Annotated in this window: 24 protein-coding genes and 1 rRNA gene; 12 read left to right on the top strand and 13 right to left on the bottom strand. The window is 69.8% G+C overall.

Annotation, left to right across the window (positions count from 1 at the left end; all coding sequences use genetic code 11):
* Positions 1 to 155 precede the first annotated feature (155 nt).
* Positions 156 to 272, top strand: a 5S ribosomal RNA gene (gene rrf, locus AB0P24_RS09040).
* Positions 273 to 335: 63 nt separating this feature from the next.
* Here the strand turns inward: rrf and AB0P24_RS09035 are convergent.
* Positions 336 to 884 (bottom strand): isochorismatase family protein, encoded by a 549-nt coding sequence (locus tag AB0P24_RS09035; protein WP_365791712.1) that lies wholly within the window; start codon positions 882 to 884, stop codon positions 336 to 338.
* A gap of 71 nt (positions 885 to 955) precedes the next feature.
* Here AB0P24_RS09035 and AB0P24_RS09030 point away from each other — a divergent pair, with 71 nt between their 5' ends.
* Positions 956 to 1,522 (top strand): GNAT family N-acetyltransferase, encoded by a 567-nt coding sequence (locus tag AB0P24_RS09030; protein ID WP_365791710.1) that lies wholly within the window; start codon positions 956 to 958, stop codon positions 1,520 to 1,522.
* A 16-nt stretch (positions 1,523 to 1,538) separates the two neighbouring features.
* Here AB0P24_RS09030 and AB0P24_RS09025 read toward each other — a convergent pair whose 3' ends face one another.
* The 9 genes from AB0P24_RS09025 to AB0P24_RS08985 all read right to left on the bottom strand — a co-directional run bounded on the left by AB0P24_RS09025 (position 1,539) and on the right by AB0P24_RS08985 (position 13,039).
* Positions 1,539 to 3,077, bottom strand: coding sequence for a type VI secretion protein (locus AB0P24_RS09025; RefSeq protein ID WP_365791708.1), 1,539 nt, complete (start codon positions 3,075 to 3,077; stop codon positions 1,539 to 1,541).
* Positions 3,078 to 3,089: 12 nt separating this feature from the next.
* Positions 3,090 to 4,508 carry an ATP-binding protein gene (locus AB0P24_RS09020; protein WP_365791706.1) on the bottom strand — a complete coding sequence of 473 codons (1,419 nt, stop codon included), beginning with the start codon at positions 4,506 to 4,508 and terminating at the stop codon, positions 3,090 to 3,092.
* Positions 4,509 to 4,522: 14 nt separating this feature from the next.
* A complete protein-coding gene (locus tag AB0P24_RS09015; RefSeq protein ID WP_365791704.1) occupies positions 4,523 to 6,082 on the bottom strand; it encodes an SCO6880 family protein in 1,560 nt (519 codons plus the stop codon).
* Positions 6,079 to 7,431, bottom strand: a complete 1,353-nt coding sequence (locus tag AB0P24_RS09010; RefSeq protein WP_365791702.1) for a hypothetical protein — start codon at positions 7,429 to 7,431, stop codon at positions 6,079 to 6,081. The genes AB0P24_RS09015 and AB0P24_RS09010 overlap by 4 nt, the downstream gene beginning before the upstream one ends.
* Entirely contained in the window at positions 7,421 to 8,251 is an 831-nt protein-coding gene (locus tag AB0P24_RS09005; RefSeq protein ID WP_365791700.1) for a hypothetical protein, read from the bottom strand. The genes AB0P24_RS09010 and AB0P24_RS09005 overlap by 11 nt, the downstream gene beginning before the upstream one ends.
* Before the next feature lie 141 nt (positions 8,252 to 8,392).
* Complete coding sequence (locus AB0P24_RS09000) at positions 8,393 to 8,701, bottom strand: hypothetical protein (RefSeq protein WP_181804900.1); 309 nt, start codon at positions 8,699 to 8,701, stop codon at positions 8,393 to 8,395.
* A 334-nt stretch (positions 8,702 to 9,035) separates the two neighbouring features.
* Positions 9,036 to 10,343 (bottom strand): S53 family peptidase, encoded by a 1,308-nt coding sequence (locus AB0P24_RS08995; RefSeq protein WP_365791698.1) that lies wholly within the window; start codon positions 10,341 to 10,343, stop codon positions 9,036 to 9,038.
* Positions 10,344 to 10,766: 423 nt separating this feature from the next.
* Positions 10,767 to 12,140 (bottom strand): S53 family peptidase, encoded by a 1,374-nt coding sequence (locus tag AB0P24_RS08990; protein ID WP_365791696.1) that lies wholly within the window; start codon positions 12,138 to 12,140, stop codon positions 10,767 to 10,769.
* Positions 12,141 to 12,436: 296 nt separating this feature from the next.
* Positions 12,437 to 13,039, bottom strand: a complete 603-nt coding sequence (locus AB0P24_RS08985) for a TetR/AcrR family transcriptional regulator (protein WP_365791694.1) — start codon at positions 13,037 to 13,039, stop codon at positions 12,437 to 12,439.
* Positions 13,040 to 13,110: 71 nt separating this feature from the next.
* Between AB0P24_RS08985 and AB0P24_RS08980 the strand changes: the two genes are divergently transcribed.
* The 6 genes from AB0P24_RS08980 (at position 13,111) to AB0P24_RS08955 (ending at position 18,509) form a co-directional block, all read left to right on the top strand.
* Positions 13,111 to 14,019 (top strand): oxidoreductase, encoded by a 909-nt coding sequence (locus AB0P24_RS08980; RefSeq protein ID WP_365791692.1) that lies wholly within the window; start codon positions 13,111 to 13,113, stop codon positions 14,017 to 14,019.
* Between the two features lie 114 nt (positions 14,020 to 14,133).
* Complete coding sequence (locus AB0P24_RS08975) at positions 14,134 to 14,901, top strand: SDR family oxidoreductase (protein ID WP_365791690.1); 768 nt, start codon at positions 14,134 to 14,136, stop codon at positions 14,899 to 14,901.
* Between the two features lie 110 nt (positions 14,902 to 15,011).
* Positions 15,012 to 15,524: a hypothetical protein gene (locus AB0P24_RS08970; protein WP_365791688.1), complete on the top strand. Its 513-nt coding sequence runs from the start codon at positions 15,012 to 15,014 to the stop codon at positions 15,522 to 15,524.
* Positions 15,525 to 15,743: 219 nt separating this feature from the next.
* Positions 15,744 to 16,517, top strand: a complete 774-nt coding sequence (locus AB0P24_RS08965; RefSeq protein ID WP_365791686.1) for a trypsin-like peptidase domain-containing protein — start codon at positions 15,744 to 15,746, stop codon at positions 16,515 to 16,517.
* Between the two features lie 86 nt (positions 16,518 to 16,603).
* Positions 16,604 to 17,623: a bifunctional lytic transglycosylase/C40 family peptidase gene (locus tag AB0P24_RS08960; RefSeq protein WP_365791684.1), complete on the top strand. Its 1,020-nt coding sequence runs from the start codon at positions 16,604 to 16,606 to the stop codon at positions 17,621 to 17,623.
* 193 nt (positions 17,624 to 17,816) lie between these two features.
* Positions 17,817 to 18,509, top strand: a complete 693-nt coding sequence (locus tag AB0P24_RS08955; protein ID WP_365791682.1) for a phosphatase PAP2 family protein — start codon at positions 17,817 to 17,819, stop codon at positions 18,507 to 18,509.
* 208 nt (positions 18,510 to 18,717) lie between these two features.
* On the opposite strand, the gene AB0P24_RS08950 is transcribed toward AB0P24_RS08955, so the two are convergent.
* Complete coding sequence (locus tag AB0P24_RS08950) at positions 18,718 to 20,280, bottom strand: FAD-binding oxidoreductase (protein WP_365791681.1); 1,563 nt, start codon at positions 20,278 to 20,280, stop codon at positions 18,718 to 18,720.
* 362 nt (positions 20,281 to 20,642) lie between these two features.
* Between AB0P24_RS08950 and pstS the strand changes: the two genes are divergently transcribed.
* From pstS to pstB, 4 genes are all read left to right on the top strand, one after another.
* Positions 20,643 to 21,773, top strand: a complete 1,131-nt coding sequence (gene pstS, locus AB0P24_RS08945; RefSeq protein WP_365791680.1) for a phosphate ABC transporter substrate-binding protein PstS — start codon at positions 20,643 to 20,645, stop codon at positions 21,771 to 21,773.
* Positions 21,774 to 21,915: 142 nt separating this feature from the next.
* On the top strand, positions 21,916 to 22,926 hold the full coding sequence (gene pstC / locus AB0P24_RS08940) for a phosphate ABC transporter permease subunit PstC (protein ID WP_365791678.1): 1,011 nt from the start codon (positions 21,916 to 21,918) through the stop codon (positions 22,924 to 22,926).
* A complete protein-coding gene (gene pstA / locus AB0P24_RS08935) occupies positions 22,923 to 23,981 on the top strand; it encodes a phosphate ABC transporter permease PstA (RefSeq protein ID WP_365791676.1) in 1,059 nt (352 codons plus the stop codon). Before pstC ends, pstA begins: the two co-directional genes overlap by 4 nt.
* 38 nt (positions 23,982 to 24,019) lie before the next feature.
* Positions 24,020 to 24,796 (top strand): phosphate ABC transporter ATP-binding protein PstB, encoded by a 777-nt coding sequence (pstB, locus tag AB0P24_RS08930; RefSeq protein WP_365791674.1) that lies wholly within the window; start codon positions 24,020 to 24,022, stop codon positions 24,794 to 24,796.
* A gap of 333 nt (positions 24,797 to 25,129) precedes the next feature.
* On the opposite strand, the gene AB0P24_RS08925 is transcribed toward pstB, so the two are convergent.
* Together AB0P24_RS08925 and AB0P24_RS08920 are read right to left on the bottom strand one after the other, a co-directional pair.
* Positions 25,130 to 26,128: an inorganic phosphate transporter gene (locus tag AB0P24_RS08925; RefSeq protein ID WP_365791672.1), complete on the bottom strand. Its 999-nt coding sequence runs from the start codon at positions 26,126 to 26,128 to the stop codon at positions 25,130 to 25,132.
* 7 nt (positions 26,129 to 26,135) lie between these two features.
* Positions 26,136 to 26,756: a DUF47 family protein gene (locus AB0P24_RS08920; protein WP_132892118.1), complete on the bottom strand. Its 621-nt coding sequence runs from the start codon at positions 26,754 to 26,756 to the stop codon at positions 26,136 to 26,138.
* Positions 26,757 to 26,887: the final 131 nt, after the last annotated feature.

The following is a 26,887-nucleotide window of genomic DNA, read 5'->3' as shown; positions in this document are numbered from 1 at the left end:
GTTGATAGGCCGGATCTGGAAGCCAGGTAACTGGTGGAGGTGACCGGTACTAATAGGCCGAGGGCTTGTCCTCAGTTGCTCGCGTCCACTGTGTTGGTTCTGAAACCACGAACAGCCCCGCTTTTATAGCGGTCGGGTTGTCTGTTTCATAGTGTTTCGGTGGTCATAGCGTGAGGGAAACGCCCGGTTACATTCCGAACCCGGAAGCTAAGCCTTACAGCGCCGATGGTACTGCAGGGGGGACCCTGTGGGAGAGTAGGACGCCGCCGAACAAATATTGAGAAAGAGCCCCACACCTCACGGTGTGGGGCTCTTTCGCGTTTGCCAGCAGGGCGTCAGAAGGTGATGTCCGCCGTATCGACCGTGCCGCCCTTTCGGCCCGGAGCCTCCTGCCAGTTCCAGTAGAGGTTCGTGTGCGAGATGACCTGCTCCGGGGCCGGCGCGCCGTAGGCGGTGAGGTCCTCCGTGGTGTGGGCGTCGGCGACCAGGGTGGCGTCGTAGCCGCGGACCATCGCGCCGTGCAGAGTGGAGCGGATGCAGGCGTCGGTCTGGGCACCGGTGACGACCACGCGGCCCACACCGTGTTCGGCGAGCACGGACTCCAGCTCGGTGTCCTCGAAGGAGTCTCCGTAGCGCTTGTGAACGAGGGGCTCGGTCGCTTCGCGGACCAGCTCGGGGACGTACCGCCAGGGGGCGCTGTCCGGCTTCAGCTCGTCGCTGGAGTGCTGGATCCAGACGACGGGGACCGCCTCGGAACGGGCCTTGGCCAGCAGGGCGTTGATGTTGGCGATGACCTCGTCGCGGTTGTGGGAGCTGTCCACCACCCCGTTCTGCACGTCCACGATCAGCAGGGCGGTGTTCGGACGGTTCGGGAGAGTCGTCATGGCGCCCACCGTAGACGGCGGCACTGACAAACAAGGTGAGCGAGGTGGACGGTGGACGCTAGCGTGGCCGCATGAGTGCTACGGCCAGCGGTGATTACGTGATTCGGGCGATACGGGCGGACGAGTGGGAGGCCGTCAAGCGGTTGCGGCTCGCCGCGTTGCGGGACCCGGTGGCGGACATCGCGTTCCTGGAGACCTATGACGAGGCCCTGCAGCGGCCCGACTCGTTCTATCAGGAGCGGGCGGCGCGTTCGGCCGAGGAGCCGAGTGGCGCGCGGCAGTTCGTCGCGGTGGCGGCGGACGGGGAGTGGGCCGGAACAGTGACCGTGCTGGTCGAGGAGGCCGGGACGACGGACTGGGCCGGGTTCCCGGTCGAGCGGCGGCAGGGGCATGTCGTGGGGGTGTTCGTCCGGCCCGAGCACCGGGGGACCGGACTGGTCAAGGCGTTGTTCGACGCCGGGGTGGAGTGGGCACGCCGGCGGGGCGCGGAGCGGGTGCGGTTGATGGTGCACGCGGACAACCCGCGGGCCCAGGGGGCGTACCGCAAGGCGGGCTTCGTGCCGAGCGGGGTGGTCGTGCCGTTCTTCAAGGACAAGGCGGAGACCGAGATCGAGTTCGTTCTGGAGTGGCCGGCCTAGACGGCCCCGGTCTCGTCTACGGCAGTTCCCGGTGCGGCCAGCGGGCGCGGGCCTGTTCGTGGGAGCGGAGGAGGGCGAGGGTCGGCAGGCCCTGGTCGGGGCCGGCGGCCAGGAGGTCGGGGAGCTGGGGGAGCGGAGCCACGGCCGCCACGTCGTCCAGGACCAGGGTCAGTGGTGGGTCGAGCCGACCGGAGGATGACCGTTCGGCCATGCGCCGGCCGTGCTCGACCACGCTGGAGACGAGGGCCGTCAGGAGGGGCATCGCGCCCGGGTTGGTCCTGGGGTCCTCGATGGATTCACCGACCACATAAAGCGTGCCCCCTTCGGAGACGAAGGAATCCAGGGCGAGGGCATCGGATCGGTTGGGTGTGCAGGCCTCGCGGATGTTGACCGTGAAGAGGGCGGCGAGCGCCCGGGCCGTCAACTCCTGTGCGATGTCGCGGCGGTCGGGGTGGGACGTGAGGGCGGCTTCCAGCTCGCCGGCGGCGCCGGGGGCGGCTTTCGGGTGGGTGCGGAGGGTTCGTACGGCGTCCTGGACGCCGGTGCCCTGTGCCCAGCGGTGGACGTGGCGGACCGTGCGGTTCTCCAGAGCGGCGGCGTGGAGATAGCTGCGCAGGAGGGTTTCCGCCGTGTCGGCGACCGTCTGGTCGATCTTCGCGGTGGGTTTGACCGGGGTGAGGAGGGCCTGGGCGCGCCGGATCGCGGTGTGCTTGTCCTCGCAGTGGGCGGTGGGGGACCAGTGGAAGCGGGCGGGGGTGTCGCAGAGGTGGTTCGGGTCGTAGAGGAGGACGGGGCCGAGTTTTGCTCTGGCGTCCTTCGTCTCCGCCCAGAGGGCGGCGTTCGAGGTGACGACGAGGGCGGGGCCGAGCGCGTCCTGGATCGCCTGCAGCGCGGTGGCCTGGCGGCCTTCCCGCGGTGCGATGTGGATCCTGGTCCAGACGCTCGGCAGGTCGCCGCCGGGGGCGGGGTGGGCGGCCTCCGTGCTCTGCTCGGCAAGGGGGTGCTCCGCGACTGCTGTCGGGAGCGCCGGCTCCATCGGGCGCGCCGTCCCGTGGCCTGTCCTCTGGACCGTCCCTTGGCCCGTGCCCTGGACCATCTCCTGGACCATCTCCTGGACCGTTTCCGGCTCGATGCGGGGCTCCGGAACCGCGGCCGCCCGTCTGCTCTCCGTCGCCGCCGTGGCGGCCCGTCTTCTCCTCCCGGCCCGCCACCGGGTCACCGTTCCCAGCACGAACACGGTGAGGACGACCAGAACCATCAGCTGGCCGATGAACAGGCCCCAGAACAGCCCCCAGCCCGCCAGTTGGGCCGCCGGTGTGTCCGGCCAGGCGCCCGTGATGTCGTGCGGGGCGCCGACGAGGTGGCGCATCGCGAGCGGGGTGCGGGAGAGGCGGATCGTCGACGGCCAGCTGCCGTGGGCGAACCAGGCCGCCAGGCCCGTCGCCGTCCACACCAGGATCGTGATGCCGAGCAGGAACCCGAGTATGCCGACCAGCAGGCCGTCGGGAATCCCGCCGCCCCGCTGTTCGTGCTCCTGCCGAGGGTCCGGTCTCACGGACGGTCCTCCCTACGCCACCGTCGATTCGGAGTCGCCGAGGTGCTGCTCCACGAAGGCCGCCGCCCGCTGTTCCGCCTCCAGTTCGGCCGCGACCAGGGCGTCGTCCCCGGACAGCAGAAGGTCGCTGGACGACTCGGTCATCGCGCGGTCCGTGAAGACGAGCGGGCGTTCCGTCTCGGTGACCAGGTGTTTGACCACCTGGACGTTGCCGTTGACGTCCCAGACGGCGATGCCGGGGGTGAGGGTCGGGATGATCTCCACCGCCCAGCGGGGCAGGCCGAGGACGCGGCCGGTCGCGCGGGCCTCGTCCGCCTTCTGGGCGTAGACCGTCCGTGTCGAGGCCATCTTCAGGATCGCCGCGGCCTCCTTCGCCGCCGCGCCGTCGACGACGTCGGACAGGTGGTGCACCACCGCCACGAACGACAGGCCGAGCCGTCGGCCGAACTTCAGCAGCCGCTGGAACAGCTGGGCCACGAACGGGCTGGCGATGATGTGCCAGGCCTCTTCCACCAGGAAGATGCGCTTCTTGCGGTCGGGGCGGATCCAGGTGTGCTCCAGCCACACGCCGACGATCGCCATCAGGATCGGCATGGCGATGGAGTTGCGGTCGATGTGGGAGAGGTCGAAGACGATGAGGGGGGCGTCGAGGTCGATGCCGACCGTGGTCGGGCCGTCGAACATGCCGCGCAGGTCACCGTCGACCAGGCGGTCCAGGACCAGGGCGACGTCCAGGCCCCAGGCCCGTACGTCGTCCAGGGCGACGTTCATCGCCTCGGCCGACTCCGGTTCGGGGTGCCGTAGTTGCTCGACGATGTCCGTCAGGACGGGTTGGCGGTCGAGGATCGTCTCGTTGACGTAGGAGTGGGCGACCTTGAGCGCGAAGCCGGAGCGTTCGTCGAGGCCGTGGCCCATCGCGACTTCGATGATGGTGCGCAGCAGCGCCAGCTGGCCGGTGGTGGTGATGGCCGGGTCCAGCGGGTTGAGGCGGATGCCGTGGTCGAGGGCCGCCATCGGGTCGAGCCGGATGGGGGTTATCCCCAGCTCCTCCGCGATGAGGTTCCACTCGCCGACGCCGTCCTCGCCCTGGGCGTCCAGGACGACGACCTGGCGGTCGCGGAAGCGCAGCTGCCGCAGGACGTAGGTCTTCTCCAGGGCCGACTTGCCGTTGCCGGACTCGCCGAGGACCAGCCAGTGCGGGGCCGGGAGCTGCTGGCCGTAGAGCTGGAACGGGTCGTAGATGTAGCCCTTGCCGGAGTACACCTCGCGGCCGATGATCACGCCCGAGTCGCCCAGGCCGGGGGCGGCCGTGGGGAGGTAGACCGCCTGGGCCTGGCCGGTGGAGGTGCGGACCGGGGAGCGGGTCGTCTCGACCTTCCCGAAGAGGAAGGACGTGAAGGCTTCGGTGAGGACGGACAGCGGGTCCCTCATCAGCGCATCAGCCTCTACCTTCGGATTCCGGTGGCGAAGGGAAGTGTGTTCACGAAGGCGCGGTGGTGCTCGCGGTCGCACCACTCCAGCTTCAGGTACGACTTTCCGGCGGACGCCCTTATCGTGCGTTTGTCGCGGTTGAGGGCCTCCGGGGTACGGGAGGAGACGGTGATGTAGCCGACCAGGTTGACGCCGGCCGCGCCGCTGGCCAGGTCCTCACCGCGCTGGTCGAGGCGGGTGTGGGCGGCGATGTCGCGGGGGTCGACGGTCCGGTTCATCTTGGCGGCGCGGGACGCCTCCGCCTCGTCGTTGGTCTTCTCGGTGAGCATGCGCTCGATGGCGACCTCGGTGGGTTCGAGGTCCATGGTGACCGCCACGGTGCGGATGACGTCCGGGGTGTGGACCAGGAGCGGGGCGAGGAAGTTGACGCCGACCGGGGTCATCGGCCACTCCTTCACCCAGGCCGTGGCATGGCACCAGGGTTCCCGGGTGGCGGACTCGCGGGTCTTCGCCTGGAGGTACGTCGGCTCCATCGCGTCCAGTTCGGCAGGCCAGGCGTTGCGCTGGGTCATCGCCTGGATGTGGTCGATGGGGTGGTCCGGGTCGTACATGGAGTGGATGAGGGACGCGAGGCGGCCCTGGCCGAGGGGCTGGCGGACGCGGATGTCCGCCTCCTGGAGGCGGGAGCAGATGTCGGTGAGCTCGCGGGCCATGACGACCGCGAGACCGGCGTCGCGGTCCAGCTTGCGGCCGGCCTGGGGGCGGGCCGCGCGGGCCATCGCCTGGGCCTCGGCGGCCAGTTCGCGGGAGTAGTGCATGCAGGCGACGAGGTAGGCGCGGTGCTGCTCGCTGCTGGTGGAGACCATGGACTGGAGCTGGTCGTAGGAGCGGGTCAGCCAGGCCGGGGCCTTGTCGTCGCCGCGCTGGGTGACGTCCTTGGCGTGGGCGTCGGGGTCGGCGGGGAGGGTGCGGGCGAGCATCTGGAGGCGGGTGACGAAGCCGTCGCCGTTGGCCACGTGCTTGAGGAGGGTGCCGAAGCGGTCGACGAGGGCTTCCTGGTCCTCGGAGTCGCGCAGGCCGACGCCGGGGCCCTCGATCTCGATGGCCGCTGTCACCGTCTTGCGGTCCGCGTGCAGGAGTACGGCGATCTCGTCGGGGCCGAAGGGGGCGGCGAGCCAGGTGATGCGGCCGATGCCGGGCGGGGGGCCGATCTCGACCTCGCGGCCGTCGAGGCGGGTGCCGGCCTCGGCGGCGGTGGAGCGGTAGACGGTGCCCTTGCGCAGGTTCCGCTTGTAACTGCGGTTGATCTCGAACCACTTGTAGAACGTGCGGCGCTTGTACGGCACGTAGACCGCGGCCAGCGCGATCAGCGGGAAGCCCATGAGCAGCACGATCCGCAGGGAGAGGACCGGGACGAGGAGCCCGCACATCATGCCGAGGAACGCGCCCACGATGATGAGCGCGATCTCGCCGGACTCACGGTTCCTGCCGATGATCGCGTTCGGCCGGGCGCGGCCGATGAGATACGTACGGCGGGGCGTGATCGGATGGGACAGGTGGGACTCGGTCGTCAACGCCCTTCACCTCCCGAGCTGTTGTTGCGGGTGTTGCTGGCATGCGGGGTGTTCGCCGGGCTGGGCGCGCGCGGTGCGGGTGCGGCGGAGGGGACGGTTCCGCCGCCGCCACCGTTCGGGGTGCGCGTGCTGTGCGCGGCGACGCCGCCCGAGGCGGGGTTGGACGGGCGGGCACCGGAGGAGCCGGAACCCCCGCCCCCGCCGCCGTTGTTGTCGGCGCGGGCGCTGTGGGTTCTGATGCCCTGGGCGACGAGGTTGGCGGGGCTGCTGATGACGGCGGCGGCCTTGCCTTCGGCGCCCTGCATGATGCGGTTGCTGCGGCCGGCCGCGATCTCGTCGCCGAAGCCGGGGACGAAGCGGTAGATCATCGCGCTGGCGAAGATGGCGAGCAGGATGATGGCGAGGCCGGAGACGACGGCGGAGAAGGCGTCGGGGCCGCCGTCGGAGGACAGGGCGCCGGCGAGGCCCAGCACTATCACGATGACCGGTTTGACGAGGATGACGGCGATCATGATGCCGGCCCAGCGGCGGACGTGGCCCCACAGGTTCTTGTCGACGAGGCCGGCGTAGACGACGGTGCCGAGGAGGGCGCCGACGTAGAGCAGGGCGGCCCTGATGACGAGCTCCAGCCAGAGGACGCCGGCGGCGAGGATGCTGACCAGGGAGACGACGATCAGCATGATGGGGCCGCCGCCGATGTCGGTGCCCTTGCTGAGGGCGCCGGAGAAGGTGCCGAAGAACGTGTTGGTCTGGTCGCCGGTGGTCTTGGCGAGGACGTCGGTGACGCCGTCGGTGGCGGAGACGACGGTGTAGAGGATCAGGGGGGTGAAGGCGGAGGCCAGGACGGTGAGCCAGAGGAACCCGACGGCCTCGGAGATGGCCGTGGTCAGCGGGACCCCGCGCACCGCGCGCTTCGCCACGGCCAGCAGCCACAGCAGGAGGGTGAGGATCGTCGACGCGGCGAAGACCACGGCGTACTGCTGGAGGAACTTCTCGTTCGTGAAGTCGACGTTGGCGGTCTCCTTGACGGCACCGCTGAGCTTGTCGATGGTCCACGAGGCGGCTTTGGCGCAGCCCTGGCCGAGGGAGGTGAGGGGGTCGAGGGTGGAGGTGAGGGGGTCGGTGGTGGAGGCGCCGCCGCTGCCGCCGGAGCCGCTCTCGCAGAGTTGCAGGGAGGGGCCGCTCATGCCCGCGCAGTTGTTGCTGCTCGCCGTGGCGGACGGGCTCACGGAGGGGGAGGCGCTCGGCGACGGGTCCGCGAAGGCGCGGGTGGCCAGGAGGACGGCGCAGGCCTGCGCGGAGGCCACCAGGCCGGTCAGCTTGAGCACGCGGTGCTGGCTAGCGGGCATAGGTGAACCCTCCGAATTCCTGGACCGCCTTGCTGATCTCGTCGGATCCGGACACGGGGGTGTCCCCGTTGACCGGGGTGGGGCCGGTCTTCTGGCTGGATGCCAGGACTTTCCAGTCGCCGTCACTCCAGTTCAGCTTCAGGGTGACGGTGAACCAGTTGCTGGTGACGGGGTGGGTGGAGGTCTGGCTCGCGATGCCGAACAGGCCGTTGCACCAGACCTCGACGGTGGCGGCGCTGTCGCTGTACGACGTGACCGTGGTGCCGGCCGGCAGCGTACGGCTGACGAAGGTGCTGCCCTTGGGGGCCGTGCCGTCGGTGGTGAGGCCGGCCTTCGTCAGGAAGTCGGCCGAGTAGTCGCTGTCGAAGCCGGACTGCATGCTGTTCACGACGCCGGGGTCGGCGACGGTCTGCACGATCGCGTGCCGTCTGGCCGTGTTGAACATGCCGTCGGAGCCCAGCGCGGTCGCGTAGTTGGCGGCCGCGCTCTGCGCTCCCTGCTCGCTGTGGGCGAAGCCCGTCGGGATGCCCTGGCTCTTGGTCGTCACCGGCTTGGTCCCGCTCGCCGCCGTCGAGGACGTCACCGGCCGGCTGCCGTTGGCGGTGCTGCCGGTGTCGGCGCTGTTCGAGGGCTCGTCACCGCCGCCTCTGTTCGCGAAGGCGATCGCCGCGATCAGGAGGACGACCACGCCGACGACCGTGACCAGGCTCCGGGAGGAGGACCGGCCGCCGCGGCGGCCGGCGCCGCCGTACGGGTCCTCGGGCAGGCGGGTGCGGGTGTGGCCGGTCTCCGGGTAACCGGGCTCGTCTCCGAGGCTCATGCCGGGTACTCCCCCTCCACGTCGTACCGGAACGCGTAGCAGTACGACGGTAGCCGTGCTGGTTCCCGCGCGGGCGCGGTGTGGTGACTCGACATCAGGGAAACGCAACCTCGGGGCGGTGAAAAGGGAGGTGCAGGTCGGCTAGACGGCCATGCCGTACACGATGGTGAACAGGGTGCCGAGTGAGCCGATGATGAAGACTCCGGTCAGGCCGGCGATGATGAGGCCCTTGCCTTGTTCGGCGCTGAAGGTGTCGCGGAGGGCTGTGGCGCCGATGCGCTGTTTGGCGGCACCCCAGACGGCGATGCCGAGGCAGATCAGGATGGCGACGGCCATGACCACCTGGATCATCGTCTTCGCTTCGTTGCCCAGGCTGCCGAAAGGCCCCCAGTCCGGAGCGATTCCGCCGATGATGGTGTTGATGTCTCCCTTGTCGGCCGCAAGGAACATGTAAGTCACCGCCCCTGGTGGGTAGTTCTGTCCGCCCCTGCCGAGTGCAGAGGTCACGCATCATTGTCGCCGACAACGCCGCCGGAGTATGTCGACTTGACGTCATTGATTGGCGGGTTTCGTACGAAGGTATCGTACGGTCACTCTGTGTATCACGGCAGGTCACGCCGGGCAATGAGGGGTGGGCGGAACCTGTGGTGTGGTTCCGTCGTTGACCTCTCTCACGGCCTGGCGGGGTTCTTGACGGCCAGTCGGGTGAAAGCCACCGTCCCGATGTTCTCATGACGAACGGGCCGCGGCTGGTTGCCGCGACCCGTGAGAGGCAGGAGCCGGACTAGTTGGCGAAGGCGGTGATGCCCTCGGGGGTGCCCCAGCCGGTCGGGCCGTCGTAGCCGGTCGTGGCGGTGCAGTAGTACGAGACCGAGCAGGTGCCGTTGTTGCCGCTCGTCACGTCGTTGAGGGACGAGGTGCCCGCGTAGTCGTAGGGGTACTGGGCGGGGTAGGTGCCGCTGGCCGGGGTGCCGGCGAGCGCGTAGACACCGGCGATGATCGGCGCGGAGACGCTGGTGCCGCCGAAGGTGTACCAGCCGGCGGTGACGCCGTAGGAGTCGTAGACGGAGACGCCGGTGGCCGGGTCGGCGACCGCGGAGACGTCGGAGATCATGCGCTTGGTGCAGCTGGTGTCGGTCTGCCAGCTGGGCTTGGCGTCGTAGGAGGAGCAGCCGGAGCCGGTGCCCTCGGTGCTGGACGTCTTCCAGACCGTCTCGGTCCAGCCGCGGGTGGTGGAGGACGTGGACAGCTTGGTGCCGCCGACCGAGGTCACGTAGCGGGAGGCGGCCGGGTACTCGGAGCCGTAGGCGCTGTCACCGGCGGAGACGGTGATGGCGACACCGGTGTGGTTGAAGTACGAGGAGTCGTACGAGGTGTCGGAGGAGGACTCGCTGCCGCCGTAGCTGTTGGACACGAACTTCGCGCCCAGGGTGACCGCCTCGTTCACCGCGGTGCCCAGGTTGGCCATCGTGGCGCTGGTGGCCTCGACGAGCAGGATCTTGCAGTTCGGGCAGATCGCGGAGGCCATGTCGAGGTCGAGGGAGATCTCCTCGGACCAGCCGGCGTCGGAGGAGGGCAGCGAGGTGGTGGAGCCGGTCTGGCTGACCTTCTTGAAGCAGCCGTTGGCCGTGGTGCAGGCGGAGAGGCCGTAGTACGAGCGGTAGGTCGCGAGGTCGGACTCGGCGTTCGGGTCGTTGTACGCGTCGACGATCGCGATGGTCTCCCCCGAGCCGTTGGAGGCGGCGGCGGAGGTCAGGCCGTAGGCCGACCGGAGGTTGGTCGGGCTGTAGCCGGAGGGGGTGGAGGCGTCGGCGGCCTTGGGGGTGATGCCGGTCTTCGCGGCCTGCTGCTTCTGGTAGGCGGTGAGGCCGCCGGTGACGCGGTAGGAGTTGCAGGCCAGCTCGCCCTTGTGCTTGGGGGTGGCACAGGGGGTCGCGGTGTAGGTCACCTTCGAGGAGACGGAAGGTGCCGCGTCGGCCTGGACGGCGGTGCCGAAGCTGGCGAAGACCAGTGCGGCCGTGGCCGCTGCGGCGGCGCCGATGCGGCGCCAGCTGCCGCGGTGGGACGCTCTGTTGGGGGGAGTGGAACGCATACGTGCAGCCTCCTGAGTTCCGGAACTGGGGTGGGAACAGGGGCGGTGCGGGTGCGATCTGGTGCGTTCGCCGTCGGTACGGGTTCCCCGGCGGCGGGGCGGCGGCCCGCGAAGAGAATCCTTTGTTGGGTACGCGACAACAAGAGGCTGCTGGAATCCTGACTTCCGCATTGCCGAACAGGGCCTTCGCGTGACCCTTCAATGGCCGCCTGTTGTATTGCGGGTGACAGCGGCTTGACTCAACTCACAGGCAATACACGGGAGTTGCAAAGGGCATGTAACCGGGTTCGGTGGGGGCATGAAAGACGGGCCACGGCCGGCTGCCGTGGCCCGTCTCTCTTTCCCTGCCGCCGAGGGGACCCCACGTCCCCCTCACGGTGGCGGCTCCCCGTGACCCGACGGGGAGGTCAATCGGTGCGGGCCTCAACCGGTGAAGGCGTCGGTCCCCTCGGGGGTGCCCCAGCCGGTCGGGCCGTCGTAGCCCGACTCGGCGGTGCAGAAGTACGAGGTGGAGCAGGTGCCGTTGCTGCCGCTCGTCACGTCGTTGAGGGCGGAGGTGCCGGCCGCGGCGTACGGGTACTCGGCCGGGTAGTCGCTGCTGCCCGGGGTGCCGGCCAGGGCGTAGACCGAGGCGATGAGCGGCGCGGAGGCGCTGGTGCCGCCGTAGGTGTTCCAGCCGGTGCCGTCGGAGCCGTAGGAGTCGTAGACGGAGACGCCGGTGGCCGGGTCGGCGACCGCGGAGACGTCGGAGATCATGCGCTTGGTGCAGCTGGTGTCGGTCTGCCAGCTGGGCTTGGCGTCGTAGGAGGAGCAGCCGGAGCCGGTGCCCTCGGTGCTCGACGTGTTCCACACCGACTCGGTCCAGCCGCGGCTGTTGGCGGCGGTCGTGAGGGCGGTACCGCCGACGGCGGTCACGTACCGGGAGGCGGCCGGGTACTCGGCGCCGTAGCCCTCGTCGCCGGCGCTCGCGGTGATGGCCACGCCCGCGTGCTTGTAGTACGAGGTGTCGTACGTCGTGTCCGAGGAGGACTCGGAGCCGCCGTAGCTGTTCGACACGAACTTGGCGCCCAGCTTGACGGCCTCGTTCACGGCGGTGCCCAGGTTGGCGTCGGACGCGGACTTGGCCTCGACGAGCAGGATGTTGCAGTTCGGGCAGGTCGCGCTGACCATGTCGAGGTCGAGGGACTCCTCGCCGGCCCAGCCGCTGTCGGCGGAGGGCAGCGAGGTGGTGGAGCCGGTCTGGGAGACCTTCGTGAAGCAGCCGTTGGCCGTGGTGCAGTCCGGCAGGCCGTAGTACGAGCGGTAGGTCGCGAGGTCTTCCTCGGCGTTCGGGTCGTCGTAGGCGTCGACGATGGCGACGGTCTCGCCCGAGCCGTTGGAGGCGGCGGCGTCCGTCAGGCCGTAGGCGGACTGGAGGTCGCCCGGGCCGTATCCGGTGGGGGAGTCGGAGGCGGCGTTCGGCTTGACGGTCTTCGGCGCGATGCCCTTGAGGGCGGCCTGCTTCTCCATGAAGGCGGTGGTGCCGCCGGTGACCCTGAGGGCGTCGCAGGCGGCGTAGCCCTTCTTCGGGGCGGCGCCGCAGCCGGCCTTCTCGTACCGGACGTGGGCCTTGGCGACCTGGGCGGCGACGGCCCTGGCGCTGACCTTGTGGGTCGCGGTGGTGGCCGTGGTGGCCGCGCTGGCGTGGGCCGCGGTGCCGAAGCCGGCCACGAGGAGCGCGGCGGTGGCGGCGGCTGCCGAACCGATCTGGCGCCATCTGCCGCGTATGTGGGGGGAGTTGGGGGTGGTCGTACGCAAGGTACAGCCTCCTGGGAGGGGTTGGGACAGAGGCCTGCGGGTGGGGGGTCACCGGTGTGGTTGCCGGTGGGGGCGGCGGCCCGCGACGAACCATCCCCTTGTTGAGTACGCGACAACAAGGTGGGTTTCGGAATCCTGACTTCCGCGTTACTGAAGGGCGGGAAGGGCTTACTGATCATTGGGGGCCGGATGGCCGGAGGTTGGGGTTCGATTGACCTGAAGTCCGTTGCGGGCGGGGTTCAATGCGCGTTGATCGGGGCGTACCGAGCCGTCCGAAGGGCCGAACCGGCCCTGCGTCAGCGGGGCTTGAGGCCGTACAGCATGAGGTGGATGTGGCGCTCCAGGCCGGCCAGGACCGCCTCCGGCCGGAGGCTGCCGTTGGTGGCCAGCGCGGCCAGGCCGTGGATGCCGGCCGCGGCCGTGAGGGTGACGGTCTCCGGGTCGCCCTGGACGATCTCGCCGCGCCGCTGGGCGTCGGTCACCAGCAGGACGAAGGAGCCGAGGGACAGCTCGGCGGCGGCGGCCAGTTCGGTGCCGATGTCCGGGTCGTGCTTGCGGGAGTACATCAGCTCCAGCAGCTCGGGGTTCGCGACGGCGAAGGTGACGTAGGCGCGGGCGAGTGAGGTCAGGCGCGGTTCGAGGGCGGCGTCCGGGAGGTCCGCCGCGGCCAGCGTCTGGTTCAGGCGCTCGAACCCGCTGAGCGCGAGGGCGTCCAGCAGCGCCTGCTTGTCCTTGAAGTGCCGCCCGGGGGCGGCATGGCTCACCCCGGTGTCGCGGGCCAGTTCGCGCAGGGACAAGGCGGCGCTGCCCCGCTCTCGCAGGGTGCGCTCGGCGCGGGTGAGCAGGGCGGCGCGCAGGTCTCCGTGGTGGTAGGGGCGGCTTTGTGGCATGGATGCCATCGTAGCTCGATGTGGTCGCCGTCAGCTTTGTTGCCGTTGACATCATTGTTGTCGACGTCTACATTGGTGGCATGGCTGAGAAGAACCGCACATGGAATGTTTCCGACCTGCCTGGTCTTGCCGGTCGTACGGCCGTGGTCACCGGCGCCAACAGCGGCCTCGGCTTCGCGGCCGCGGACGCGCTGGCCGGGGCGGGCGCGCATGTGGTGCTCGCGGTACGGGACCCGGAGCGCGGGCGGGCCGCCGCGGCCAGGGTGAACGGCAGCACCGAGGTCCGCCGCCTGGACCTGGCCGACCTGTCCTCGGTACGGGAGTTCGCCGCGGGCTGGGACCGGCCGCTGGACCTCCTGATCAACAACGCGGGCGTGATGATGCTCCCGGAGCTGCGCACCAAGGACGGCTTCGAGATGCAGTTCGGCACCAACCACCTGGGCCACTTCGCGCTGACGAACCTGCTGCTGCCGTATGTCACGGACCGCGTGGTGACGGTCTCCTCGGGCCTGCACCGGAGCGGCGACGGAGTGATCCACTTCGACAACCCGAACCTGGAGGGCTCCTACACCCCGACCCGCGCCTACGCCCAGTCCAAGCTGGCGAACCTGTTGTTCGTGCTGGAACTCCAGCGCCGCCTGACGGAGGCCGGCTCCCGGGTCCGCGCCCTCGCCGCCCACCCCGGCTACGCGGCCACCAACCTGCAGAGCCACACCGCCAACCCGCTGGTCCGCCTGGGCATGCGGTTCGGCAACCGTCTCGTCGCCCAGGACGACCGCGCGGGCACCCTCCCCACCCTGTTCGCCGCGACCCAGGACCTGCCGGGCGCGAGCTACGTCGGCCCGGACGGCCTGGGCGAGATGCGGGGCGCGCCGACCCTGGTCGGCCGCAGCGCGGCGGCGAGCGACCCGGCGGCGGCCCGCAGGCTGTGGACGCTGTCGGAGGAGATGACGCAGGTGCGGTGGCCGCTCGGCGTCGAGGCCGCGTGAACGGCGGGATGCCTGGGTGAGCACCCGGCCACCGGAGGCCCTGCGGAACCGTCGAGGCGCCCCGATACCGTGGGCGGACACGATCGACACGACGGCTCTCCGGGAGGTGGCCGGATGAGCGCCGGCACCGTGGACTTCACGCTCGACGGCCGTACGGCCCTGGTGACCGGCTCCGTGCGGGGGCTGGGCCTGGAGATGGCGCGGGGACTGGCGGGCGCCGGCGCGCGGGTCGTCCTCAACGGCCGGGACGCGGCGGCGCTGGCGGAGGTGGTCTCCCGGCTGCGTGAGGACGACGGCCTGGACGTGACGGGCGCCGCCTTCGACGTCACCGACCGCGAGGCCGCCGAGGAGACGGTGACCGCCCTCGGCGCGATCGACATCCTCGTCAACAACGTGGGCCACCGGGACCGCAGGGGCGTCGAGGAGATGACCCCGGACGAGCTCTCCGCGCTGCTCGACGTCCACCTGACGTCGGCGTACGCGCTGAGCCAGACGGTCGCCCGGGGGCTGGCCGCGCGAGGCGTCCCGGGCCGCATCATCAACGTCTCGTCCGTCGTCGGCCAGCTCGGCCGCATCGGGGACGTCGCCTACGCCACGGCGAAGGCGGGCCTCGACGGCCTGACCCGGGCGCTCGCCGCCGACCTGGGCCCGAGCGGCACGACCGTGAACTCGGTGGCCCCCGGCACCTTCGCCACGGAGGTCAACGCGGAGCTCGCCGAGGACCCGGAGTGGGGCAGGTGGCTGCGCACCCGGACGGCACTGGGCCGGTGGGGCCGCCCGGCCGAGATCGCGGGCATCGTCGTCTTCCTGGCGGGCGACGCGGCGTCCTTCATCACGGGGCAGACGATCGCGGTGGACGGCGGGATGACCACGACGTTCTGAGCGCGGGGCCGGCTGACACGCGGTGCTGGTCCCAGAGGCCGAGGACCGCGCCGAGCGCCTCGTCGGCACGGGCGATCGCGCCGGCGTGTCCCAGCAGATAGGGTCCGCGCATGTCCGACGCGATAGCGACTGCGATCACCGCGGCCGCGGGCCTCGGCGGGGCTCTCCTCGGCGCGGTGCTCCCGCAGCGCTTCAACGCCCGCGAACGTGCCACCGAGGCCGAACTCGCCGACCGCAGACGATCGTTCGAGGAACGCCGAGCGGCGTACACGGCCATGAACCGCGCCTCCGAGCAGTTCCACACGCTCCTCAAGGACGCACTGCACCGCATTCGCGACGGCGTCTACACCGAGGAGGACCGCACCGGTCTGGAGAACTCCCGCAGGGAGTACCGCGACCACTACGCGGCGGCCCAGATGATCGTCCCGCTGCGGATCATGGAGGCGTCGCGGGAGCTCAACAAGGTGCTCGCGGGGGTGGACGCGGCGGCCAAGCGCGTCGACCGCGGCCTCGCGCGGGACGGGGAGACCGTCGAGCACCTGCTCGTCGAGATCAAGCGGGCGGAGCCCCGGCTGGTGGCGATGCGGACATTGATGAGGGCGGACCTGGGGATCCGGGACTAGCCGTGCGCCGCACACCCGCCCCGCCGACGGCGCCTGCCAGGGCGTACTGCCGGGGAAGTACGGCGCGAGCGTGCCGTCGCCCGAGCCGGTCCGCGTCGGCGTCGTGACCGACGCGTTCCCTCTCCACGGTGAGGCCGGTCGGCCGCAAGGGCGGTTCCCAGGAAAATCTCAGTGAAGTCGGGAACCGTTTCTCACCTTTGTGGGAGACAGTGGGCGCTGATGAAGCGCACCTCACGCATCTCCGTCACCTTGCGACGCGTCGCGCTCTGCGCCGTGCTCGTGCTGGCCGCCACGTCGGCCTCCGTCGCGGCCGCCGACGAAGCGGCGGGGCCGTTCGGAGTGACCGCGGTGGTCGGCGACACGGCCGAGAGCGCCCGGGCCGGGGCGCTGTTCGGCGCCGACAAGGCCGGGAGCCTGTCCGGCAACCACTTCTGCACCGCCTCCGTCGTCCACAGCCCGCAGCGGGACCTGATCATCACCGCCGCGCACTGCATCGACGGGGAGGGGGATGCCACCGGGCTGGTGTTCGTGCCGGGTTACCGGGACGGACAGGCGCCGTACGGGGTGTGGAAGGTGGGCAGGCGGTACCTGCCCGACGGGTGGGCCCACGGGCAGGACGAGGACAGTGACATTGCCTTCGCCGTCGTGGACGAGCTGGGCGGCAAGCGGGTCGAGGACGTGACCGGGAGCAACCGGTTCGCCGCCGGGGTGGCCACCGGCGCCACCGCCGTCACCGTCACCGGCTACCCCGACTCCCGCGAGGTGCCGGTCAGCTGCACCAACAAGCCCGTCGCCCACAGCGCCACCCAACAGCGCATCGACTGCCCCGAGTTCACGGGCGGAACCAGCGGGAGCCCGTGGGTGAACGGGGACCACGAGGTGGTCGGGGTGCTGGGCGGGCACGAGCAGGGCGGGTCGACCCCCGACGTCTCCTACAGCGTGGTGCTCGGCCGGGAGGCCGCCGAGCTGTACAAGGACGCCACGGGCGGCTGAGACGGCCGTCTGAGGGGGCGTCATGTGCGCCGTCTTCCTGTGAAATAGCGCCACTCTCCGCCGAAATGGCGTTGAACAGCCCTGACATGGGGGAGGGTTGGGGCGTGCGGAAAGTATGGGTGATCGGTGGCGCGGCGGCGGCGCTCGGGCTGAGCTTCGTCATGCTGCTCGTCATCGGCGTGTACGTCGTCGCCGGGAACCTGCTGGGCGGGGTCGACGGCGCCGGCAAGACCCTGGCCAAGGGCGCCGTACCGGCCGCGTACTCCACGCTCGTGCAGAAATGGGGCAACCTCTGCTCCGCCCTCAACCCCGCCCTGCTCGCCGCACAGCTCTACCAGGAGAGCGGGTTCAACCCGAAGGCGCAGAGCCCGGCGGCCGCGCAGGGGATAGCTCAGTTCATCCCGGGGACCTGGGCCACCCACGGCATCGACGGGAACGGCGACGGAGTACGGGACGTCTGGGACCCGAACGACGCGATTCCGTCGGCCGCCTCCTACGACTGCGAGCTCGCCTCGTACGTCAAGGACGTTCCCGGGAACGTCTCCGAGAACATGCTCGCCGCCTACAACGCGGGGGCGTACGCGGTCATCAAGTACAAGGGGGTGCCGCCGTACAAGGAGACCCAGAACTACGTCAAGACGATCACCACGCTGGAGCAGAGTTTCGCCGCGCCCGTCAGCCGGCTCTCCCCGACCAAGCAGGCCGCCGGGGCCATCAACTACGCCCAGAGCAAGCTCGGCACCCCCTATCTCTGGGGAGGCAACGGCACCGCCGCGGACGGCGGCCGCTTCGACTGCTCCGGGCTGACCAAGGCGGCGTACGCCCATGTCGGGATCACACTGCCGCGAGTCGCCAACGACCAGTACAACGCGGGGCCGCATCCCTCGCGCAACGAACTGCTCCCCGGCGATCTCGTCTTCTTCTCCACCGACCTCTCGAACTCCCGCGCCATCCACCACGTGGGGATCTACGTCGGCGGCGGATACATGATCGACGCGCCCTACACCGGGGCCGTGATCCGTTTCGACCCCATCGACTCGGCCGACTACTTCGGGGCCACCCGCGTCACCGAGGATGGCGCGAAAGCACTCCCCACGACGGTGTGAACGGAGCGTATGACCTACCCCCTGAGCTGGGGCTTCGTGTCTCTCTTCGATAACGTCTGCGTGATCATTCGGTGGAACCTGGAACGCAGTGGTGTGGGCCGTGCGTTCCTGTTGACGTAGCCGACCACGGGGGTGGCAGCGAGCGACGCACACCAGGTGCGTCCCGGAACGACGACGAAGGGGCCACAGCACGATGGCTGTAATCGCCGAATCCGGATCGAACCCCGACGTCGACCTGCTCTACGACATCAACGGCCTGGCCAAGGACGCGCCGCACTGGTTCGACCGGGCCATGGAGTTCGTCGGGGAGTACGGGCTGCTGGTCGCGATGGTGCTGCTGGTGGTGTGGTGCTGGTGGTCCGTGCGGCGCCGGGGCGACGAGGACGTGCCGGCCACCATGGCCGCGCTGGTCTGGGCGCCGCTCGCCGCCGCGATCGCCGTCCTCGTGAACGTTCCCATCCGCGGTTTCGTCGAGCGGCCCCGGCCGTTCCTCACCCACCAGGGGCTCGACGTCCTGGTCTCCGGCAAGACCGACTACTCCTTCGTGAGCGACCACGCGACGATCACCATGGCGCTGGGGGCCGGGCTGTTCGTCGCCAACCGGAGGTTCGGGGCCGCGGGGATAGCGCTGGCTCTGGCGGAAGGGTTCTGCCGGGTCTACATGGGGGTCCACTACCCGACGGACGTGGTCGGGGGCTTCGCCCTCGGTACGGCGGTCGTGCTGCTGCTGTCTCCGCTGGCCACGGCCTTGCTGACGCCGCTGATGAAGGCGGTGGAGGGGTCGCCGCGGGTGGGGTGGATCGTGCGGAGGCGGTCGGCGCGGGTCGGACTGGTGCCGGGGGGCCGGGCGTCGCTGGAGTCGGAGGAACGGGACCTGGCGGCGTAGGCGGGGGTGTCGCCGCGCCCACCCTCCCCCACGCTCGGCTTCGCTCGCGCGGGGGGACCCCCATCGCCCTGGGGGAACCTCCCAGGCCCTTGAGGCACTGGGGGAGGCACGACTGCCCGCAGCTAGGAAACTGACGCGAATGCAGCGCCCCGCAAGGGGCGCGGGGAACTGCGCGACCAGCCCCCACCCACCCGCAGCCGAACGATCTCTACAACCCCTGCGCGTACGAGAAGAACCTCTCCGGGTCGTACTGCTTCTTCACCTTGCCCAGCTTCGTCACGGCGTCGCCGTAGTACGCCTTCTTCCAGCCGGTCAGCGTCGGGTCCGTGTAGTTCTGGTAGGCCGCGCCGGAGGCGTACGGCCGCATCGCGGCGTGCGCCGCGTTCAGCCAGGACTGCCCCGTGCTGCCGGAGGAACCCGCCCCCCAGGACACGATGTACTGCGCCAGCATCCGCGACCGCCGGTGCACGAACGCCGTCGCCGTCGGCGCGACCCTGTTCACCGCTCCGCCCAGCGCCGTGAACGCGATGCTGCCCGCGCCGCCCCGGACGGCGGCGATCTGCCGCAGCGCCGTCTGGATGCCGGCCGCCGAGAGCGAGCGGTCGAAGAAGTCGGAGCGGGCCGTGTACGTCTCACGGCCGAGTCTGCCCTGGGGGGAGCGGCCCGGCGTGGAGCCGGGCAGGTGGCACTGGGCGTCGGTGGAGAAGGAGGAGCAGCCGGCGTAGATCTCCATCACCTCCTCGTAGCCGTGGCGGCGCAGCGAGACGGAGGAGGCGTTGGCGCCCGCCTTGTGGGCGAGGGCGTCCACGGCGTTCTGCAACTCGCCGTACGTGCCCATCGAGAAGCAGGCGACCGAGACGCGCGGGCCGCTGCCCGAGTTCTCCAGGTGCAGGGAGGACCAGATCTCGTCCGGCTGGGCGGGGCCCCACTCCTGCCAGGCCTTGAGGACCTGCGCCGCCTTGGCCCACGGCCAGGTCAGGTACGCCGTCACCCCCTGCGGGGTCGGGTGGGTCTTGAACTGCAGCTCCGTCACGACGCCGAAGTTGCCGTTGCCGGCGCCGCGCAGTGCCCAGAAGAGATCCGCGTTGGTGCTCGCGTCAGCGGTCACCTGCGTGCCGTCGGCGGTGATGAGCGTCGCGCGGGTGAGGCTGTCGCAGGTCAGGCCGTACGCGCGGGACGCGACCCCGTGGCCGCCGCCGAGGACCAGGCCGGAGACACCGACGGTGGGGCAGGAGCCTGCCGGTATGGTCACGCCCTTGGCCGCCAGGGCCCGGTAGACGTCGATCAGTTTGGAGCCGGCGCCGACGACCGCCGTGCCGCCGCTGACGCGGATGCGGTTCAGCTTCGAGACGTCGACGATCAGACGGCCGTCGCCGGAGGAGTAGCCCGCGTAGGAGTGGCCGCCGTTGCGGATCGAGACCTTCAGGGAGTGGGCCTGGGCGTACGACAGCGTGGTGCGGATGTCGTCGGCGTGGGCCACGTACGCGACCGCCGCCGGCTTCAGGCCGTCGAAGCGGGTGTTGTAGAGCTGGTGGGCCGTCGTCCAGGAGGCCTCGCCGGGGCGGACCAGGGTGCCGTCCAGGGCGTGCGCCAGGGCCGTCCAGTTGGCCGCGGCCGCTGCGCTGGTGGTCTTCAGTGCCGTACGAGAGGATGTTGTCGCGAGTGGCGCCCCGGTCGTGTGGGTCGCGGTGGTGCCGCCGGTGCTGCACCCCGCCAGTGCGGTCGCCGCGAGGGCGGCCGCTCCGCCCGATATGAAGGAACGCCGTTCCATGCCCGTGCCTTTCGTCGGCTGTCGTGGGACGAGACGGCGTTGGTCGCACACGGGTTCCCGTGCGGTGTAACGAACGCTGTGACGTCGTAACGGCTGTGATGGCGAACGCCGAAGACTTGTTCGCCCAACCCGCCCGTTGGAACCGGCATGTGCTCTCACCGTGAGCATTCCGTGACCTAACCGGGTTGACGGCAGGGGTTCACCCCCCGTTCACCTATGGCCATCGGCGGCTTCACCTGTTCTGCCTAATTTCGGCCGTACCGGGTGCGGTGAGCGGCCATGAATGCCCATGCAGGAGGTCCTTGCCCACCACCTACTTCGCACGCCGCCGAAGGTGGCGCCTCTGGAAGGAACTCCCGAAAGTGAAGCTTCAGCGCAAGAACCGGCTGCGCGCCCTGTCTCTCGGTGCTGTCGCCGTCTCCGGCGCCCTGGCCCTTACGGCGTGCGGCTCCGACGACAACGGTGGCGGCAGCGGTTCGAGCACGTCCTCGGCCTCCGCCAACGCCAGCTCCATCAAGTGCGACAACGCCAAGGGTCAGCTGCTCGCCGACGGCTCCTCCGCGCAGAAGAACGCGATCGACGCCTGGGTGAAGAACTTCTCGCAGGCCTGTGGTGTCCAGATCAACTACAAGGGCTCCGGCTCCGGTGCCGGTGTGACCGCCTTCACGCAGGGTCAGGTCGCCTTCGCCGGTTCCGACTCCGCGCTCAAGCCGGAAGAGGTCACCGCCTCCAAGAAGGTCTGCTCCGGCGGCCAGGGCATCGACCTCCCGATGGTCGGCGGCCCGATCGCCCTCGGCTACAACGTCCCGGGTGTCGACAGCCTGGTCCTGGACGCGCCGACGATCGCCAAGATCTTCGACAGCAAGATCACCAACTGGAACGACGCGGCGATCAAGAAGCTGAACCCCACCGCGAAGCTCCCGAACCTGAAGATCCAGGCGTTCCACCGCTCGGACGAGTCGGGTACGACGGACAACTTCACCAAGTACCTGATCGCCGCCACCCCGTCCAACTGGAAGTACTCGGGCGGCAAGGCCTGGCAGGCGAAGGGCGGCCAGTCCGCTCCGCAGTCCGCGGGCGTCGCGCAGCAGGTCAAGCAGACCTCGGGCGCCATCGGCTACTTCGAGCTCTCCTACGTCGCGGACGGCATCAAGGCCGTCTCGGTCGACACGGGCGCCAGCAAGCCGGTCGCCCCGTCCACCGAGTCCGCCACCGCCGACATCGCGGCCGCCAAGGTCGTCGGCACCGGAAAGGACCTGTCGCTGAAGCTCGACTACAACACCAAGGCCGAGGGCGCGTACCCGATGACCCTGGTGACCTACGAGATCGTCTGTGACAAGGGCAACAAGGCCGACACCCTCCCGGCGACCAAGGCGTTCCTGCGCTACATCGCCTCCGAGGACGGCCAGAAGATCCTCTCCACGATCAACTACGCCCCCGTTCCCGACGAGATCATCGCGAAGGTCCGCACCACCATCGAGGGCCTGAGCTAAAGATCCGTGAGTGCGGCCGAGTTCCGGACGGAACCCGGCCGCACCGTCCGGTGCACCGCCGCCCGGAGTCGTACTCCCTTACGTGTGGGGCGTACGGCTCCTCCGAGCCGCCCCCAGGCGACTCCGCAGACCGGAGAACCCGATGGACATATCGACGCAGACAGCAGACGCCTCTCCTCCTCCGCCCCCGCACCCCTCCGTGGCCGAGCAGAAGCGCAACGCGCGCGGCGCCACCCGGGTCGGTGACCGAGTCTTCCTCGGTCTCTCCCGTGGTTCCGGCATCCTGCTCCTGGTGGTCATGGCCGCGATCGCGGTCTTCCTCACCTACCGGGCCGCCCTCGCGATCAACCGCGACCACAGCAACTTCCTCACCACCTTCGAGTGGAACACCAACCTCATCCCGCCGAGCTTCGGCATCGCGGTGCTCGCCTTCGGCACGATCGTCTCCTCGATCATCGCCATGGCCGTCGCGGTCCCGATCGCGGTCGCGATCGCGCTGTTCATCACGCACTACGCGCCGCGCCGCCTGGCCGGCCCCGTCGCGTTCGTGATCGACCTGCTCGCCGCCGTGCCGTCCATCGTGTACGGCCTGTGGGGCGGCCTGGTCCTCGTACCCCACATGACCGGCCTGTTCGGCTGGCTGAACAGCTACTTCGGCTGGACCGGGATCTTCTCCTGGGACGGCGGCGCCCCGCGCTCGATCCTGACCGTCTCCATCCTGCTCGCGATCATGATCCTGCCGGTCATCACCAACGTGAGCCGCGAGGTCTTCCGCCAGGTCCCGCGGATGCACGAAGAGGCCGCCCTGGCCCTCGGCGCCACCCGCTGGGAGGTCGTCCGCATGGCGGTGATCCCCTTCGGACGCTCCGGCGTGATCTCCGCCTCGATGCTCGGCCTCGGCCGCGCGCTCGGCGAGACGATGGCCGTCGCCACCGTGCTCTCCCCGGACTTCGACATCCACGCCAGCCTGCTCAACCCGGGCGGCGGCACCTTCGCCCAGAACATCGCCAGCAAGTTCGGCGAGGCGACCTCCGACGGCCGTGACGCGCTCATCGCCTCCGGTCTGGTCCTCTTCGTCATCACCCTGCTGGTCAACGGCGCGGCCCGCGTGATCATCGCCCGCCGCGCAGAGTACTCGGGGGCCAACGCATGAGCACCGCAGCAGTCGACCGGCGCGCCAGCACCCTGCGCGGTGCCAGCCTCCCGAAGTGGTCCCCCTTCGCCATTGTCGGCGGGTCCATCGTCCTCGGTGTGCTCATCGGCCTCGTCGCCGGCCTGGACAGCAAGATCCAGTGGGGCCTGATCGCCGGCCTGCTCTACGTCCTCGGCACCTACGGCATCGCCGCCCGCGTGGAGGGCCGCCGCCAGGCCAGGGACCGGGTCGCCACCTCCCTGGTATGGGTCGCCTTCGTCGTCGCCGTCGTCCCGCTGGTCTCCCTGATCTGGGTGACCGTCTCGCGCGGCGTGAAGGTCCTGGACGTCTACTTCCTCTCCCACTCCATGGGCGTCGTCGCCGACTCCCAGCCCGGTGGTGGTGCCTACGCGGCCATCATCGGCTCCCTGGAGCAGGTCGGCCTCGCCACCCTGATCGGCGCACCGATCGGCATCCTCACCGCGGTCTACCTCGTCGAGTACGGGCGCGGTCGCCTCGCCAAGTCCGTCACCTTCTTCGTGGACGTGATGACCGGTATCCCGTCGATCGTCGCGGGTCTGTTCATCCTCAGCCTCATGCTGATCTTCGACATGCAGCCCTTCGGCTTCGCGGGATCGCTGGCCCTGGCCATCCTGATGATGCCGGTGGTCGTCCGCTCCACCGAGGAGATGCTCAAGCTCGTCCCGAACGAGCTGCGCGAGGCGTCCCTGGCGCTCGGTGTGCCCAAGTGGCGCACCATCCTGAAGGTGGTCCTGCCGACCTCCATCGGCGGTATCACGACCGGTGTCATGCTGGCCATCGCCCGTATCGCGGGTGAGACCGCGCCGGTGCTGCTGCTGGTGTTCGGCAACCCGTTCATCAACAACAACCCCTTCGAGGGTGCGCAGTCGTCGCTGCCGCTGTTCATCTACCAGCAGTACGCGAACAGCGCCGGTGCCAACGCGGCGTACGACCGTGCCTGGGCGGCCTCGCTCACGCTGATCGCCTTCGTGATGATCCTGAACCTGGTGGCCCGCGGCATCGCCCGCTGGAAGGCCCCCAAGACCGGTCGCTGACCGGCCGACAGCGACCGACTCCTGGAAGTGAAGAAGTAATGTCCAAGCGAATCGACGTGAGCGGGCTCTCCGCCTACTACGGCTCCCACAAGGCCATCGACGACATCTCGATGAACATAGAGCCGCGCACCGTCACGGCGTTCATCGGCCCCTCCGGCTGCGGCAAGTCGACGTTCCTGCGCACGCTCAACCGCATGCACGAGGTCACCCCCGGCGGCCGTGTCGAGGGCAAGGTCCTCCTCGACGACGAGAACCTGTACGGCGCCAACATCGACCCGGTGGCGGTGCGCCGCGAGGTCGGCATGGTGTTCCAGCGCCCGAACCCCTTCCCCACGATGTCGATCTTCGACAACGTGGCCGCGGGGCTGCGGCTGAACGGCAACTACAAGAAGAGCGAGCTGACCGACATCGTCGAGAAGTCGCTCAAGGGCGCGAACCTCTGGAACGAGGTCAAGGACCGCCTGAACAAGCCGGGTTCCGGCCTCTCCGGTGGTCAGCAGCAGCGGCTGTGCATCGCCCGCGCGATCGCGGTCGAGCCGAAGGTGCTGCTCATGGACGAGCCCTGCTCGGCTCTCGACCCCATTTCGACGCTGGCGATCGAGGACCTGATCGGGGAGCTCAAGGAGCGCTTCACGATCGTCATCGTGACGCACAACATGCAGCAGGCGGCGCGTGTCTCCGACCGCACGGCGTTCTTCAACCTGGCCGCCGTCGGCCAGCCCGGCAAGCTGATCGAGATCGACGACACGGAGCGCATCTTCTCCAACCCGTCGGTCCAGGCCACCGAGGACTACATCTCGGGGCGCTTCGGCTGAGCCGGACCTGACCCCTCGCGGTGCTGCATGGCGGTGCCACCGCGAGGACGCAAAAGGGCCCGCCCCTGGCTCCCGGGGGCGGGCCCGACTTGCGTTTCCCCGTCGAGGACGGGGGACCTGGGGGGATCTGGGGGGACCTGTTGTCCGGCGGCTGCGGGTGGGTGGGGGTTGCTCGCGCAGTTCCCCGCGCCCCCAGACGGCGGCTGCGCCGCCAGGCGGGAGCTGTGCGCCAGGCGGGGGCTGCGCCGTCAGGCGGGGGCTGCGCCCCCAGGCGGGAGCTGTGCCAGCAGGCGGGGCTGCGCCGTCTACGGGGCGCTCACCTGGGCGAAGTGGTTACAGGAAGGCCAGGTCCACGACGCCGAACGCCGCCGCCGCCACCAGTGCCGCCGCCGGCATCGTGATGAACCAGCCCAGGACGATGTTCTTGGCCACGCCCCAGCGGACCGCGTTCACGCGCTTCGTCGCGCCGACGCCCATGATCGCCGAGGTGATGACGTGGGTGGTGGAGATCGGCGCCTTGAAGAGGTACGCCGTGGTGAACATGATCGACGCGCCCGTCGCCTCGGCCGCGAAGCCCTGCGGCGGGTCGAGTTCGATGATCTTGCGGCCGAGGGTGCGCATGATGCGCCAGCCGCCGGCGTAGGTGCCGAGGGAGAGCATGAGAGCGCAGACGACCTTGACCCAGGCCGGGATCGGGTCCCCGTACGTCTTATGGCCGGAAATCACCAGTGCCATGACGACCACGCCCATCGTCTTCTGGGCGTCCTGAAGGCCGTGGCCGAGGGCCATGCCGGCCGCCGAGACGGTCTGGGCGATACGGAAGCCCCGCTTCGTCTTGTGCGGGTTGGACCTGCGGAACAGCCACATGATGGCCGTCATGACCAGGTAGCCGAGGATCAGGCCGACGACCGGCGACAGGAACATCGGGATGATGACCTTGTCGACGACGCCGTTCCAGAGGACGGTCGTGCCGCCGGCCAGCGCCGCCCCCACCAGGCCGCCGAACAGCGCGTGGGAGGAGGACGAGGGCAGGCCGAAGTACCACGTGGCGAGGTTCCAGACGATCGCGCCGACCAGCGCCGCGAAGAGGATGCCCATGCCCGTGGAGCCCTTGGGGGTCTCGATCAGGCCCTCACTGACCGTCTTGGCGACCCCGGAGCCCAGGAAGGCGCCCGCGAGGTTCATCACGGCCGCCATCGCGAGGGCCGCGCGCGGCGTCAGCGCCCGGGTGGACACCGAGGTGGCGATCGCGTTCGCCGAGTCGTGGAAACCGTTCGTGTACGTGAAGAAGAGCGCGACCGCGATGGTCACGACGAGCGCCAAGGTGTCCATCGACGGGTCAGGACTCCTTGACGGCGATGGTCTCCACCGTGTTCGCCACGTGCTCGAACGCGTCCGCCGCCTCTTCCAGGACGTCCACGATCTGCTTGAGCTTCAGCACCTCGATCGCGTCGTACTTGCCGTTGAAGAGGTGGGCGAGAAGCTTGCGGTGGATCTGGTCCGCCTGGTTCTCCAGGCGGTTCACCTCGATCCAGTACTCGGTGAGGTTGTCCAGCGTGCGCAGGTGGGGCATCGCCTCGGCCGTCAGGTCGGCCGCCCGCGCCAACACCTCGATCTGCTGTTCGACGCCCTTCGGCAGTTCCTCGACGTTGTAGAGGACGACCAGGTCGACGGCCTCCTCCATGAAGTCCATGATGTCGTCGAGGGAGGACGCGAGGGTGTAGATGTCCTCGCGGTCGAAGGGCGTGATGAACGAGGAGTTCAGCTGGTGGAAGATCGCGTGCGTGGCGTCGTCACCTGCGTGTTCCGCTGCCCGCATGCGCTCCGCGATCTCGGCCCGGGCAGACGCGTCCGCCCCGAGCAGTTCCATCAGGAGTTTCGAGCCCGTGACGATGTTGTCCGCGGAGGCGGCGAACATGTCATAGAAGCTCGTCTCCCTGGGGGTCAGACGAAAGCGCACTTGGGGTCCTCGGTATGCATGGGTTTCGGTCAGGGTGATGCTAAGCGCATCATCCGGCCACGGCTAATGGGCCGCCCTCCAGTCTCGCCCATGGGGCTTGGCGATCATCACGGGGGCGTCCCGAGGGCCCT

Source organism: Streptomyces sp. NPDC086519 (assembly GCF_040686075.1).
GTDB classification, from domain to species: Bacteria; Actinomycetota; Actinomycetes; order Streptomycetales; family Streptomycetaceae; genus Streptomyces; species Streptomyces shenzhenensis.
The sequence above is the reverse complement of the archived record's forward strand: the minus strand, read 5'-3'. Positions and strand labels throughout refer to the sequence as shown.